Raw genomic sequence first — 15363 nt, forward strand, 5'->3', positions numbered from 1 at the left:
TTTCCTCATTTATTGAATGTTTACTTCCAATCTCTCTTCCGAAGATAAGATTCAAATACAAAAGTTCCAAACGGCAAAAGACCAGCCAGTCCACCCATCAGCCAGCGCGTGATCTTCCACTTTTTGACCACAGCCAAATGCACTAGCGCAATAAGGTACAAAGGAAACAAAACACCATGAATCATGCCCATTACGGCTACAGCAGAAGAAATATCAGCAAAGTATTTCAGAGGCATAGCAATAAAAATCAACAGAAGTAAGGATACCCCCTCCCATATGCCCGCAATTCTAAATCGGCCTGTCACTGTCTTCATAAAGTCCATTCTCACCTTTCCCGCTGATCGTTTGTGAAATATGTAACTTGTAACATGCTACGAGAACTTCAATCACATCTCCGTACAGATATGTCGTTCTGAAGCTTATCCTCAGTATAACGTATGAGGTTATTTCGAAGATGCTTCAAATTTGAATAATTATTGAATCCATAAAACCCGATTCCCACATCAGGTCTTACGGATTCAAGTCGTCTCACGCTCAATCAGCTGGTATGTCAGCTGCTCTGTCTTCAACTCTGTTTTACCCAATACAGCCCACAATTGATGGAATGCCTGGGTCGCCTGCTTCGCGATCGGATTGTGTATGGTCGTAATTCCGAGAACACGGGAAAGCTCGATATCATCAAACCCCACAATGGCAAGTTGTTCCGGCACCTGAATATTCCGTCTGCGTGCTTCACTCAGAATGCCGATGGCTGCATAGTCATTCGAACATAATACGGCCTGTGGAAGCTCTCGCTCCTCTGCCATTCTTCGCATCGCTTCTTCACCATCGGAGGAGCTAAATACGGAATACTGATATGCTTCATTCCATACAGGTAACCCTCTACTCTTCATGAAAGTTTCATAGGCTTTACGGCGGCTCTGGGTATTCAGACTCTCAGCCCTGCCAAATGCATTTGCAATTCGAGTGTATCCTCTTGATACCAGATGCTCCAGAGCTAACTTATACCCTTTTGCCTGATCCATCGCTACAGACGGAATCTCGTCGTTCCCCATTCGCTGCCAAGAAACAATCGGGCCGTATTCCATATACGCTTTTAATTTTCGAGGATCGTTAACACAGGTAACAATTAAGAGTCCATCCACACGCTTGCTACGCAGGTCTTCAAATCCTTGTAACTCAATTTCCTTATTTCCACGGGAAGTATACACGATCGTCTGAAACCCGAAATCCATCGCTGTTTCCATAAACTGATTCATGAAGGTGAGACTGAGATCGTCAATGGTTGACGTTATGATGCCAATTTGTTTGGTCTTGCCTGTAGATAATGATACTGCATTCCGGTTTGGAATATAATTTAACTCCTTCATAATATTCGTTATGATATGTCTTGCTTCGTCACTAACATGTGGGGAATGATTGATTACTCGCGACACTGTCGCTCTTGAGTAACCAGATCGTTTCATAATTTCATCGAACTTGGACATCGGAGACTCCTTTCTTGCTAACGAACTACATAAGTTCATCCAGTATTATTTTGAATAATAGTATGCCTCAAATCTGGGTCAAAAGTAAAACTTGACGTGTAACCCGTTACAACGATTAAGCTTTTCTTATGCCAAGCATAATGAATAGAAAAATAAAAACTTATGACGAATGGAGCGATACACATGAGCAAAGCTCTGAATCAATATCACTTCCCGGAAAACTTCCTGTGGGGTGGCGCAATTGCAGCCAATCAGGCTGAAGGTGCATACAATCAAGGTGGCAAAGGTCTTTCTACTCAGGATGTAGCTCCCCAAGGCATCAAGGGTCCCATCACGGAAGAGCCGACTGAAGATAATATGAAACTGATTGGTATCGATTTGTACAACCGTTACAAGGAAGATGTGAAACTGTTTGCCGAGATGGGTTTCAAAGTTTTCCGTACGTCCATTGCATGGTCCCGAATCTTCCCGAAAGGTGATGAGCTCGAACCGAATGAAGAAGGCTTGCATTTCTACGACAACCTCTTTGACGAATGCCATAAATATGGAATTGAGCCATTGGTTACGTTGTCCCATTACGAGACCCCTCTTCATCTATCCAAAGAATACGACGGCTGGGTGAACCGCAAGATGATTGGATTCTATGAGCGCTACGCAACTACTGTCTTTAACCGGTATAAGAACAAGGTGAAATACTGGCTGACTTTCAATGAAATCAATTCCATTCTTGAAGAACCATTCATGAGCGGAGGTATATACACACCCAAAGAGAAACTGAGCAAGCAGGATCTGTATCAAGCCATTCACCATGAATTTGTAGCCAGTGCTTCTGCCGTTAAACTCTGTCATGAGATTATTCCCGATGCTCAGATTGGTTGTATGATGCTCAGCATGCCAACGTATCCGCTGACGCCACATCCAGACGACATGATCCAGGTAATGGAATTCGAACATAGCAATTATTTCTTTGGTGATGTGCATGTTAGAGGTCGCTACCCAGGATACATGAAACGCTACTTCCGTGAGAACGGAATTCAGATTCATATGGAAGATGGCGACGAAGATATGCTGCTTCACACGGTAGACTTTATCTCCTTCAGCTACTATATGAGCCTATGTCAGACTGCTGATCCAGCGAAACAGATTGCCGGTGAAGGCAACTTGCTTGGTGGTTACCCTAATCCATATCTGGATGCAAGTGAGTGGGGTTGGCAGATTGATCCGCAAGGATTGCGTTATGTACTCAATATGTTCTATGACCGTTACCAGAAGCCGCTGTTCATTGTGGAAAATGGCCTTGGAGCAGTGGATGAATTGATCACCGGTGCGGATGGCGAGAAAACGGTTGAGGATGACTACCGGATCAAGTATTTGAACGATCATCTGGTTCAGGTAGGCGAAGCCATTGAAGATGGTGTGGAGATCATGGGTTATACTTCATGGGGTTGTATTGATGTAGTCAGTGCGTCTACTGCCCAGTTGAAAAAACGTTATGGCTACATCTATGTTGATCGTCATGACGATGGTTCAGGAACACTCGAACGTTACCGCAAAAAATCCTTCCATTGGTACAAAGAAGTGATCAGCAGTAACGGAAAAAGTTTGAAACGTTAAGGTTCAATCAGATGTTTAAGCAAATGTAACAGATATATCCCTCTATCCCCCAGCAAAGCACATGTAAAAGTGTCGATTATACGATACCTTGGCAAGTGTTCTGTGTGGGGGATTTTATTAAAAACACCCGATAATAAACATCGGGCTTTGTCATGGGCTAAAATGCTATTCCTCACTTTATGTTCTTTACCCTACTACATTCCTGCTGTACTTTGTTGTGTCTTCTTCCGTTATCTCTCAAATGACCTTGCAAGGGTTACCCGCAGCAATCACCCCAGACGGTATACTCTTGGTCACTACGCTCCCTGCTCCAATGATCGTATTGTCTCCAATCGTCACACCAGCAAGAACTGTCACACCGCCACCGATCCACACATTATTCCCTACCGTTATGGGTCCAACAATCTCCAAACCTTCATTGCGCTGCTCCACATCAAAAGGATGGCCTGCAGTATAAAATCCACAATTTGGAGCAACAAAAACGTTATCTCCAAAACTAATTTTGCCTCCATCCAGCATGACAATATTATGATTGCTATAGAAGTTCTCACCAATTTCAATATTATAACCATAATCACATACAAATGGCTGTTCAATCAGGAAACGATCGGTTGTTTTCCCGAGCAGTTTCTTAATCAACGCTTCTCGTTCATTGATCTTGCCTGGATGGAGCTGATTATAATCGTAACAAAGTCCTTTGGCATACAAACGCTCTTCAATTAACTCTTGATCATAATTGGCATTATACAGTAGCCCTAATTGCGATTTCTCTTTTTCAGTCATCAAGTCGATGCACTCCCCATCTTCTGCCCTTAATTAAGTTAAAGCTCTATCTCTCTAATGATTCTGGCAGGATTGCCGCCCACGATCATATTATCCGGTACATCCTTCGTAACTACCGACCCAGAAGCAATAACAACGTTATCCCCTATCGTAACTCCTGGGTTAATAACGGCCCTACCACCGATCCATACATTATTTCCAATCGTGACTGGCTTGCCATATTCTGCACCCGTATTGCGTTCATGCGGAAGGATTGGGTGAGTAGCCGTGTAAATATGTACATCAGGCCCCATTAAACAATAGTCTCCAATACGAACTTCACACACATCTAATATCGTACAGTTGAAATTGGCATAAAAATGGTTGCCTACATGAATGTTGTATCCATAATCCACATGAATATTAGGTTCCATGCTCAAGTGTTCCCCTGTAGATCCCAACAATTCCTTCAGTAACTTGGTGCGAAGCTCACCGTCTGTTTCTGTCGTTTGATTAAATGTCCGCGTCATTCTTCTTGCATACTCCCTGCCTTGAGACAATTCGAGATCAGAAGCCATGTACAGCTCGCCATCCAGCATTTTTTGTTTTTCTGTTTTCGTAGTCATCATTGCATCTCCTTTTATCGGACAATTATAAGTTGTTATTAATAACAATACTTTTTAAAACTATTTTAATTATATAAATTATGTTGAATAAAGCAAGTCATAATTCGACATAAATGATTTTCATTCAATAAAAAAAGCCGCTAAAATAGCGACCTCCTTACATATGTTTAAGAATGATTTTTAAGCATTTCCCTTCATTCTTTCAATATTTTTATTCAACTGAATTAAAACTTTACTGAGCATAGTAAGTTCTAAATCACTAATATCCGTTAATAATTCTTTCGCAAAGTGTTCTTTCTCTTGTTGTGAAACTTCGATCAGCTCTTTACCTAAATTAGTGAGTTTAACCCAAGTTACGCGGTTATCTCCATCTTTTTTTCTTCTTGATACGATATCGTTATCCTCAAGCTGTTTGAGGTGTCTTGCCACCGCAGCCTTGTCAATGGTCACTTTTCGTTGTAAATCACTTTGGCTAATTTCGTTTTCCTGATATATTAATGCGAGTATTTCAAAGCGAGATTGGCTAATGCTGATGTAAGCATCGAATGTAGTATTTATCGCGTTGTTTACACGGTACATTTGGTATAACATCGCAGAGTCCTGTGACCAATCTTTGCTCAAAACTATCACATCTTTCTTAATCATATTTTACTGCACAAGGCTTGTAATGTATTAGACAATATACAACTTAATTTCTTCTTTTACAAGTAAGTCAGCCTGCAATCACAATGGTTTTAGTGCAAATGGCATAGAATAATGATTTTAAATATCAGTTTCACATCATATATCTATATGAAAGAAAAGACCATAAACTCCGCACTGAAGTGGAGTTTGTGTTCTTTTTTTAATGCTATCATTCGAAGTTTTGGCTACTATTCAAAATGGATTAAAAATGAAATTTTCAATATACTGCTAACGTTCCATCATAATTAATGATCTGTCCATTGTGATTTTCATTATCCAATACAAAGCTTAGAATTAATTGTGCAGCTTGTGCAGGTGTTTTTACAAAATCCCCTGTCATATTTCCATTCAAATCCGTCGAAACAGCACCCGGCATCACTGCAAATATTTCTACAGGTATATTCTCCTTCTCAAAACTCATTCCCCAAGACTTGGTCATTACATTTAGAGGAGCCTTGGATGTTGAATAAGCAAATGCATTGAAGAAAGGTAATGGCTCAATCGGTATACTGATATTTTGAATAGTGCCTTTATTGGTAATCAATAGTGGGAGTAGGCCTTTTGAAAGAGCAAAGGGACCTATAAAGTTAACTTGATGAGTTCTCTGAAGATCCTCAACGTCAAATTCCCACCCGGCTTTATGCATATCACCTGGTATACCGGCATTGTTCACTAGTAGACTCAATTCCGGATAATTTTGCTTAATAGTGGTTACTGCGCTACTAATACTTTCCAAGTCAGTAACATCCAATAATACTAACTCTGCATCACCAAATGTTCTTAGGGCTGCCACTGCGGCTTCTCCTCGCTCTTGGTCTCGTGCTCCAACTAAAACACGATACCCTGCTTCTATCAACTGTTTTGAAATTTCATATCCAATTCCTTTATTCGCTCCAGTTACTAATGCCGTCTTTGTCATCTCTTTTGATCTCCTTTTTTATACATTTCACCATAAACTGTTGATATATCAACGTTGATGTATCAACAGTTTATGACAGATTTTATTTTATAGCAAGCTTTTTATTAGGGGGTGTTTTTCAACTCAACCAAGCTAAGGGATGATGGATATCATCGTATAAGTGTATGACAAAAAGGAAAGTCGATAAATGAGCGACTTTCCTTTTTGGTTATGTTGCTTCCTTCCAAGAACGAACTGAATATGGAATATAGTGTTTATGTTTTTGTGCATTTTTATTCTAAGCAACCGCCTGAACGGTTTTTTCCTTAACACTAATGGCGTAAATGGCAGATACCAAACCAAGCAAAATCAGTACAGAACCAACCCATCCGGTGTTCAGAATTGATGAATGATCAATCACCATACCACCGATATAGGTACCCAGTGCAATACCGGCATGTGCAATACCGGAATTGGTGCTGATTAGCGTTTCAGCTGTTTCCGGCGAAGTTTTGATAATCAGACTATTCTGCACAGGCGTAACGGTCCAGCTCAGCGCACTCCAGATGCTTAACAGCAGCAAGAAGGCAATCAGAGGTAATCCTACGCTGAACGGAATGACAGCCATACTCACGATAAAAGGAATCAGCACAATGACAATGGCTTTAGCAGGATGCAGACGATCAGATAACATGCCTCCGATGCCTCCCCCTGCAACAGCGGCGATCCCAAACATCATATAGATAAAGGTAACCATCGTCGCGCTGGCTCCCAGCGTTTCTTGCAGAAATGGCGTGAAGTATGCATATAAAGTCAAATGACCAGCGAGTACCAGTAAAGTCGTAGCATGGATTGCCAACATTTTCGGATTCCACAGAGCCGTTAGCTGTTTCTTCAGCGACAATGCAGGAATAGGCTGCACACGATCCATTGCAATCCATATGGCTACCATCACCACTGCAGTCAGAATAGCAATCAGCAGAAACACTTCACGCCAGCCTGCCAAGTTGCCTACAAAGATACCAAGTGGTACACCCAGGATAAGTGATGCACTGCCTCCCATGGTAATAGTCCCCACCGCGCGTCCTTTGTACTGTGGTTCCACAATGCGCGCTGCAAGGGTCAGAGAGAGCACAAAAATAAGTGAACCCGTCGCAGCTCCAAGCGCTCTACCCGCCATCAGCATGTAGAAGCTGGTACTGAACGCAGAGATCAGATTACTGATCAGAAAAACAAATAGCGTACACATATATACCTTTTTACGTTCAAATCTGGCTGTTATATTTAATAAAATAGGCGCAGACAACGCATAGACAAGTGAGAAAATAGAAATTAAGTACCCGGCTTTAGCCAGGGATAGATGAAGATCCGTAGCAATCAGGTCCAGAATGCCGCCCAAGATCAGTTCAACGGTTCCGACCACGAATGCTGCGATAGCAAGCACATATACTTTTTTATTCATGTTGAATCCTCCTCAAAAGTTACAACTACGATAGTAACCTATAATATTGAAAGTTTCAATACTTATTTTCATAATTGTTTTCATAAGAAGATATAACAAAAAAACTATCCTCCGAGAGAATAGTTTTAATAGATCAACCGGGTAAGCAGTCGCTCAATTTCAGCATCCTGTAACAGTTGGTCACCGTATTTTTTAGTGATTTGAGTAAGCGCTACATCATGGTAGAAATAATCGGTCATCGCTTTAACGATCGGTTTGGACATCGTCTTAATGGCTCTCCATGAATCATGCTCTACACCGGCAAACAGCAGATACGCGTGATCCACAATGAGCAACTGTGAAGGCTCCGGGGCATCAAGCAATGGAATCAACGAGTATTTCCGAGTTAAGGATGTCTCCATTCCCCCAACGGCAAGCACTTCAACGTACACGCCCTGCTTTTCCTTCTGCTCAAGCAACTCACGATATTTTTCCATTCGCTCATTCCAAGCCAGGAAAAGAATGGATGAGTCAGCCTCCTCGATGAGTTGTTCGATATTTGATTCGATGGAAGATTCGTCTTTTAACGTCCAGATATGTTCGTCTGTGAATGTACGTTTGATTTTGTAACTCTTCAGTTCCTCAATATCTTTCTCAAAATCAGCCTTGATCTTATGAATAATGGACTGAAGATCAACAGCCATATATAATTTCTTCTTCCCATCCATCGTGGTCAGCACCGTTCCCTTGTCAATCAGCCGATTAAGCACTTCATAGATCTTGGCTTTGGGAACGTTGGAGTAATTAACGATAGATGTGGCATCAAGCGGTTTATCCTGCGCAAATATAGCTTCGTATACCTGACTCTCATATTGTGTAAAACCGAATTTCTGCAACATACTCGGATTGGCATCCCTTCTTATTATGTCTGGTCTATCTAGTTTAGACGGCTACACTTTCCCTGTCCAGTATGTCCCATACTAACCTGAAAAGGTGGACTCTAATTCAATTTAACGATCACCAAAAATAAAATGACCTTCCAATGGTTATATTAACAATCGGGAATACACATTTCACTTGTGAAAGGAGATGTAATCTGAAGTGGAGAGCACGCAAGATTTTGTGAAGAAAGTGAATGAAAATGCCGAAAAAGCCCGTCAGAACAAAAACAACGGCAAGGGAACGCCAGGAGACAAGTTGCCATCGAAACAGCACTCTACGAATAAATAGACTATTTATTGAATGCATGTCTTCCGTCTAACACCTTTTCATCTACTTTTCATCTACTATTAAGAACCTTTAATAGAAAAGAGATGATGAGGATGGCTCGTGTCAATGCTGTTCCACAACCGGATCTGGTATTAATCTATTGGTCCAGAAATCCGCTCGTTCCCGGTTCTGCGCGCAGAATCCAAAGTGTACGTGTGATTGGCAATACGTCTCCGTGCACATTCACCCTAGTTCCTGGTGCACGTCTGATTGATGCACTGAACTGCTTGCTGGACAATGACATTGGATTCAGAGTGGTATACCGCTACAAAACGTCAGAAATTAGCGGAATTCTGTTATTGAAGCGTAAATAAACAATCTATAAAAAATGGTGCCGCTCCTTAAGGAGTGCACCATTTTTTCATTCTTTGATTATATGAATCAATCTTTCTACTGATTAGCTGTGATGGTATCGTTCACTTCTTGTGTAATCTGATTCCCGCCAAGTTTCTTCCAATTGGCTACAAAGTTATCGAACTCGTCAATCGACAAGTTACCATAGATGATTTTCAGAAACGTCTCGGCTCTCAGTTTATCCAGTGTTGCCTGCTTCGTATTCATCGTTCTCGTTGGTGCATAGATGAATTCATTCATGACAATCAGATCATTATCCCGGTAATGTTTAATCACAGCTTGTGAACTCTCTGGGCCAAAGATTCGCTCCATATGCCACTTGTCGAGATTTCCATTCCGATAATCCATAATATCATCATAGAACAGCTTCGCTTCGAGTTCCAATCCGGACGTATCTCCTGTTTTGAGCGCCTGCTCCACTTCATCTTGTGCCTTCACATTTTTGTTGGCTGGCAGGTTGGAGACCGTTGCATTGTGAAAACCAAGACCAGTCAGTCCATTCAAATAAGCAGCCCGTTCTTCCTTGGCAGACTCACCGAACATTTTTTCAGCCTGGAAATTAAGCAACTTGATTAACGCTTCCGGATGTTCGTAGCCTTTGCGAACGGCAAATATGCCGCCCAGACTAAGATGGTTCTGTGTTTTGGCTGGCTGATCATCGATCGATTGAACCGGGTAAGGCATCCAGTCGATATTCTTGTCTTTCTTAATCATACTGCTAACCTGAAAAGGTGCCCATTGTGGCAGAAAGAACATGCCTGACTTGCCTGCATTGACATCCTCCATCATTTTAGCAAAATCCTTCACCCCAAACTCGGGATCGAGAACACCCTTCTGATACAGAGTCTGAAGCTCTCGCAATCCTTCTTTCACTTCCGGTTGAATCGTTCCATTCACAACTTGACCTGAAGCATCCTTAATCCAGGTTTCGAGATAACCATGATAGCCGAGCAAGAACGCGTTGATAGGCAAATCTTTGTTTAAAGCAATGCCGTACGTGTCATCTTTACCATTTCCGTCAGGATCTTCGAAGGTAAAGGCTTCGGCAATCTGGATAACATCCTGCATGGACTTCGGTGCTTCAAGCCCAACCTTTTTCAGCCAATCCTGACGAATCCAGATCATATCCGAGGAATCCAGCGAGCCTGGGAAGCTAACCATAGCATATACTTTCCCATCCTTCGTTACGGGTTTTAAGCCTGCTCCATCCTCAGCAGACATGAACTCCTTAACCAGTTCGGATGCATACTTGTCATATACTTCGCTCAGATCCTCCAGCATCCCTGCTTCATGCAGTTGTTCGAATTGTACAGCACTCACTTTCAGTACATCCGGCAGATCACCACTCGCCAGCGTGACATTCATCTTATCGTTATAATTGGCATCGGGAACAATCCATTCGTACGTTACATCAATACCAAGCTCATCTTTGTACCCTCTGGTCCAGATGTTATTGGCGTGCGTATCTCCTTGGGCGAGCGATTCTTTCCCCGTTTCATTCATGGTGGACGTTAATTTAATGGGTGGGTCATATTTCGTAAGTGGTCCTCCCGCATCCTGCTGAGTGTTCGGTTCTGCTTCATTCTCGGTATTTCCCGCACCGGACGAACAGGCTGCAAGCGTAGTGGCCAGTACCATGGTTAACGTTAACAATGAGAACTTCTTGAACGATGTATTCATGCGAATCCCCCTTTTAATCCTCCCGTGAGGTATAATTTCATTTTATTAAGAAAGCGTTATCAATTCGAGTGTACCCCGTTGACATCTGGTATCTTTGATTTACCATTTGATACTGCGTTTAACTTTTCTGATCCCGAAACTCTTGAGGGGTACAGCCTGTTGCTTTTTTGAAAAAACGATAAAAATAATGCTGGTCACTGAATCCAACCTTCGCGGATATTTCATGCATCTTGCAGGTCGAACCCAGAAGCAACTCCTTGCTCCGCTCCACTCTGCGGTCATGGATATAGTCGGATATGCCTTTACCTGTAACTCGTTTGTACCAACGTGACAGATAAGACGGATTAAGAGAGACTTCCTGTGCAATTCGTGTGAGCGAGAGGTCATCTTCCAGATGATGCTTAATGTAGTGATGGATCGTGATCAGAATCTGTGATTGGTCATTCAGGCGGGCATCGGTACGTTTCGAGATCATCCATTCATATGCAGATTGATAAAATAGGATCAAATCCGTCCACGCCGTATGGATGTCAAAATTCAGCATTCGAGGCAGTGATATCTCTTCCATTGCCGATTCATATAACCCCAGTTCGTGCAGGACTTCAATGAGCACACTTGCTGCACCCGTATACGTTCTCATGCGAAAAAATGGATCTTGAAGCCCCTCCTTCGCAGCCTCGGTCCATTTATGGAAAGACTCTATCCACTCCCGATCCCCAGCGGTTATTCGCTGTTTGATCTGATCCAGATGCAGCGCTGCAACACCCTGTTGATTCATAATGCTTGGGGTGTAAGGCAGTTCATCCTGAATATTTACACGCAGGAGCTTCTCCATCCCAAGCCCGGGACTCTCGTGAATCGACAGTCGTAACTGCGCGATCGCCTGATTAATCCTGCTCCACTTTACCGCCTGCTCACTAACCATGATGGATACAGAGAGATTCAGGCAGTCCGCACAGGATTGCTGCACAGACTCCAATGTACCATAGACAAAACGAAGGGTCTGTTTCCAGCTATCCAGCTGACTCCCTCGCTCCTCTTTCATATTGGATCCGTTGGACGGATGCGTCTCCTGGGATTGGATAAAACACGCGATGACCTGAGCATCCAGATCAATTGCCTTCACCTTGGCCTTGTCCTGCAGCAATTCCTCCGCAACATTGGCAACGGCATACCGGATGAGACTGCGATCCGCCTGAGAATGATAGTTGTTCCACTCCTCTACCCTTTTAATCACAGGAATAACAAGTTGATCAGATTGGAAGGGGAGCTGCACGGCATCCAGCTCTTCCTGAAGTGAAGCGATATCAGGTCTATCCGTTCGCTTCAGCACATCCAGCAGCAATTGACGCTGCAACTGGGGCAGCGCTCGTGGCAATTTGCCGCGAAACCAGGCAGCTTGGTAGCGAAAATCATTCTCCTCCGAGATCTTTGTTAACGCCCGTTCTACCGCAGCTCGAATGTGACTCATACCCTCTGTCTTTAACAGGTAATCAACAACGCAAGGATTTCGAATAGCTTGGTGCGCATAATCGAATTCGTTGTGACCCGTCAGCAAGAGAACTTTACATCTTGGCCAACGATCCATGATCTGCTCAATCAACTGCATACCATCCATGCCAGGCATACAGATGTCGCTGAGCACAATATCAATCTTCACCGAGTTCAACCAATCGATAGCTTCATAGGCAGAGTATGCCTTGATAATCTCCATATCCTGAAGATTTGCTTTTTGAAAGAACGCATACAGTCCGTCCAGAATAACGGGTTCATCATCTACAATAAGCATACGTTGCATAACGCTACTCCCCTTTCCATGGAATCTTCACTATAATGCACAACCCACCGAGCTCACTTCGTTGCGCTGTAAGACCATAACCAACCCCGAATTTGATTCTTAATCGCTGATTCACATTGAGGAGCCCGGTTATCTCTTCGTTTCCATATTTTCGCTCTGTTTCCTCAAAGGCAGATTGCAGGTAAATCAATGTCTCGTCGTTTAATTGATCCCCATCATCCTCAATGTGAATGGATAAATTATCCTGATCCTGTTGGTACGATATCTGTAGAATACCTCCCTGACTACGTTTGGCTAGTGCATGCTCAAACACATTCTCTACAATCGGTTGAATCATGACTCTGGGAACATAAATAACTCTGTATCTTGCATCCAAATCTTGCAATTCCAATCGAATCCTCGAACCAAATCGAATTTTCTGAATGGATGCATAGATCAGGGCATGGTCAATCTCAGCCCCCAACGATGCCTCCGTATGAGAATCCCGAGACATGTATTTGAAATATTGACCCAGGTAGTCGGTAAATTCCTGAATGAGCTCCACATTCTCCACTTCAGCCATTTGCTTGATGCTGAACAGACTGTTGTATAGAAAGTGAGGTTGAATCTGGGATTGCAGATGTTTGAGTTCCGCCTCACTTGTTCGAATCCGTGCTACATAATTCTCATCGATCAAGATATGTAAGCGCTCCATCATATGGTTGAAGCGGGAGTACAAATACCCGAATTCATCCCTTCTGGATGAAGGAATATGTACGCTTGTCTGGCCCTGCTCTGCCATTCTGAATCCTCGAATAAGCACCCCTAAGGGTTGATGAATCGATCTGTAGATTGAAAACGAGAAGACTATTATGATCACAACCGACATAAAGGTTACCATCCATAACCATACGTTGTATTGTTCCAGCGGTGCCCTCAGCACATCCTGCGGTATAGTCGCTGTCAGCGTGAACGAGTGATCCTTATCATGCAACGAATAATAGAGATATGGATCAGATTGGAACTTTGTAACTTGCATGGACTCGGTCGGTTCAGCAGAAATCGTTTGAATGGGTTTAACAGATGCGGGCTGCTCAGAAGAAGAGATTACAACATGATGCTGTTCACCAAAACTCAGCGTAATCTCACTTTCCCCCGTTTCCGACAGTTGTTGCAATCGGTGTTTCAATTCTTCAGCAGACAAGCGTATTCCTAGTATGAAATTGGGCGGTTCCTCATGGTTCATGTTATATGGATTACTTTTCAGGAAATAGAGATCGTTATTGGAATGCGATAATTCGCCATTCAGATTCCCCATCGTCGCGAGCAGATTCTTCCACTCGGTATCCTCTACGTCCCGAATCCCGTCCGCCGCACTGACTCGTTTATGTAGAGCGGGAACGTAATAGACAACATCACTAATGTAAGGACTCGTCACCATAATCTGACCCAGCTTATTGTGAATGTTGTTCAGACTGGACGTGACTTCATACCTGCTCATAATCGCTGCTCGTGTACTTAGCGTGGACATGGGTTCATCAAATGAAAATTCGGTTACCAGCGCACTCATTCGCTCCAATTCGAATTGCAGATGGTTATGGTAGAAGTACAATTTGGACTCATGTGCCTTCTCTACCTCCGTCTGCATTTGCTTGGAGCTGACTTGCGTAATCATAATGCTTATCCCGTACAGCGGCAGAATGACCAGTACAAAAGCAATCATCAGTTTGACGACAATCGATGACTCTCTCCAGCTCCCCCGGATGAATCTCAAATTTCCATCTCCCCTCTCCTCTTTCTTCTCACCTTAATAGCAAAAAAGGAGCCAGAAATCGGCTCCTTCCATCGATCGGTTTTCCTTCTATCGATCTTATCCCTTTACACTTCCGACGACAAGCCCATGAACGAAATACCGCTGCAGGAACGGATACACGAGCAGAATCGGAATAACGGACAAAAAGATCTGGGAAGCTTGGGTTGTTCTATCCGATACCTGACTTAAGAGCGTCGCATCCTCAAGGGTCATCATCTCACTCTGAATCATCGTCACTTGCTGTAGCATGGACTGAAGATATGTAGCAAGCGGATAGCCTTCCGGGCTCTTCATATAGATCATGCCATCGAACCAAGCATTCCAGTGTCCCACCATGGCGAACAGCGTAATGGTCGCAATACTAGGAAGTGAAATAGGAAGATAGATACTGCACAAGGTGCGGAGATGCCCTGCCCCATCCATCCAGGCGGCCTCTTCAAGTTCCTTCGGTAATCCCCGGAAGAAGTTGAGCATGAGAAGTACATTAAAGATCGGAACAGCGCCTGGTAGAATTAATGCCCAGATCGAATCCAACAATCCCGCTTCCTTAACCACCAGATAGCCTGGGATCAACCCTCCACTGAACAACATCGTGAATACGAATATCCAGGCATAGAATGTTCTTGAGCGGAATTTGGCGGCCTCTTTGGAGAGCGGATAAGCTACCAGAATCGTGAAGATCAGATTGGTTGCAACCCCCAGCACGACACGAAGAAGGCTTGTGCCGAATGAGTTGAGGAACTGCTGATTTTCCAGAATGTATTGGTATGAGGACAACGTAAAATCCACAGGCCAGAATGTGACGCTTCCCGCTTTTACCGCATCGCTCGAACTAAATGAAATCGCTAATATATTCACAATCGGGAACAGGCATAACAAGGCAAGAATCGTCAGGATGACGTAGTTAAACCCTAGGAACCACCGATAGGCTCTTGAAGCGTGGTGCATGATTCTGCCT

At 43.3% G+C, this 15363-nt stretch carries 15 protein-coding genes; 3 read left to right on the plus strand and 12 right to left on the minus strand.

What is annotated here, in order from left to right:
* Nucleotides 1–20 precede the first annotated feature (20 nt).
* Entirely contained in the window at nt 21–314 is a 294-nt protein-coding gene (locus MHH93_RS04370; RefSeq protein WP_500052965.1) for a DUF3817 domain-containing protein, read from the minus strand.
* 204 nt (nt 315–518) lie between these two features.
* Entirely contained in the window at nt 519–1487 is a 969-nt protein-coding gene (locus MHH93_RS04375) for a LacI family DNA-binding transcriptional regulator (protein ID WP_500052966.1), read from the minus strand.
* Between the two features lie 183 nt (nt 1488–1670).
* On the opposite strand from MHH93_RS04375, the gene MHH93_RS04380 reads away from it, so the two are divergent.
* Complete coding sequence (locus MHH93_RS04380; RefSeq protein WP_500052967.1) at nt 1671–3101, plus strand: glycoside hydrolase family 1 protein; 1431 nt, start codon at nt 1671–1673, stop codon at nt 3099–3101.
* Between the two features lie 237 nt (nt 3102–3338).
* Here MHH93_RS04380 and MHH93_RS04385 read toward each other — a convergent pair whose 3' ends face one another.
* The 6 genes from MHH93_RS04385 to MHH93_RS04410 form a co-directional block, all read right to left on the minus strand.
* Entirely contained in the window at nt 3339–3884 is a 546-nt protein-coding gene (locus tag MHH93_RS04385; protein WP_500053323.1) for a sugar O-acetyltransferase, read from the minus strand.
* 38 nt (nt 3885–3922) lie between these two features.
* Nucleotides 3923–4489, minus strand: a complete 567-nt coding sequence (locus MHH93_RS04390; RefSeq protein ID WP_500053324.1) for a sugar O-acetyltransferase — start codon at nt 4487–4489, stop codon at nt 3923–3925.
* Nucleotides 4490–4669: 180 nt separating this feature from the next.
* The gene (locus MHH93_RS04395) at nt 4670–5080 is read right to left on the minus strand and encodes a MarR family transcriptional regulator (protein WP_500053325.1); all 411 of its coding nucleotides are present in this window, start codon (nt 5078–5080) and stop codon (nt 4670–4672) included.
* A 310-nt stretch (nt 5081–5390) separates the two neighbouring features.
* The gene (locus MHH93_RS04400) at nt 5391–6092 is read right to left on the minus strand and encodes an SDR family NAD(P)-dependent oxidoreductase (protein WP_500052968.1); all 702 of its coding nucleotides are present in this window, start codon (nt 6090–6092) and stop codon (nt 5391–5393) included.
* Between the two features lie 277 nt (nt 6093–6369).
* Nucleotides 6370–7533 (minus strand): MFS transporter, encoded by a 1164-nt coding sequence (locus MHH93_RS04405; protein ID WP_500052969.1) that lies wholly within the window; start codon nt 7531–7533, stop codon nt 6370–6372.
* Between the two features lie 125 nt (nt 7534–7658).
* Nucleotides 7659–8411 carry a TrmB family transcriptional regulator gene (locus MHH93_RS04410; RefSeq protein WP_500052970.1) on the minus strand — a complete coding sequence of 251 codons (753 nt, stop codon included), beginning with the start codon at nt 8409–8411 and terminating at the stop codon, nt 7659–7661.
* 202 nt (nt 8412–8613) lie between these two features.
* Between MHH93_RS04410 and MHH93_RS04415 the strand changes: the two genes are divergently transcribed.
* Both MHH93_RS04415 and MHH93_RS04420 read left to right on the plus strand, forming a co-directional pair.
* Nucleotides 8614–8742, plus strand: coding sequence for a DUF4023 family protein (locus MHH93_RS04415; RefSeq protein ID WP_124114522.1), 129 nt, complete (start codon nt 8614–8616; stop codon nt 8740–8742).
* Between the two features lie 92 nt (nt 8743–8834).
* Complete coding sequence (locus tag MHH93_RS04420) at nt 8835–9095, plus strand: hypothetical protein (RefSeq protein ID WP_440388717.1); 261 nt, start codon at nt 8835–8837, stop codon at nt 9093–9095.
* Between the two features lie 76 nt (nt 9096–9171).
* On the opposite strand, the gene MHH93_RS04425 is transcribed toward MHH93_RS04420, so the two are convergent.
* From MHH93_RS04425 to MHH93_RS04440, 4 genes are all read right to left on the minus strand, one after another.
* Complete coding sequence (locus MHH93_RS04425; protein ID WP_500052971.1) at nt 9172–10815, minus strand: extracellular solute-binding protein; 1644 nt, start codon at nt 10813–10815, stop codon at nt 9172–9174.
* A 118-nt stretch (nt 10816–10933) separates the two neighbouring features.
* A complete protein-coding gene (locus tag MHH93_RS04430; RefSeq protein WP_500052972.1) occupies nt 10934–12613 on the minus strand; it encodes a response regulator in 1680 nt (559 codons plus the stop codon).
* A 4-nt stretch (nt 12614–12617) separates the two neighbouring features.
* On the minus strand, nt 12618–14366 hold the full coding sequence (locus tag MHH93_RS04435) for a sensor histidine kinase (RefSeq protein ID WP_500052973.1): 1749 nt from the start codon (nt 14364–14366) through the stop codon (nt 12618–12620).
* Between the two features lie 96 nt (nt 14367–14462).
* A complete protein-coding gene (locus MHH93_RS04440) occupies nt 14463–15353 on the minus strand; it encodes a carbohydrate ABC transporter permease (protein WP_500052974.1) in 891 nt (296 codons plus the stop codon).
* Nucleotides 15354–15363 lie beyond the last annotated feature (10 nt).

The organism is Priestia sp. FSL H7-0729 (assembly GCF_038005685.1).
Classification (GTDB): domain Bacteria; phylum Bacillota; class Bacilli; order Paenibacillales; family Paenibacillaceae; genus Paenibacillus.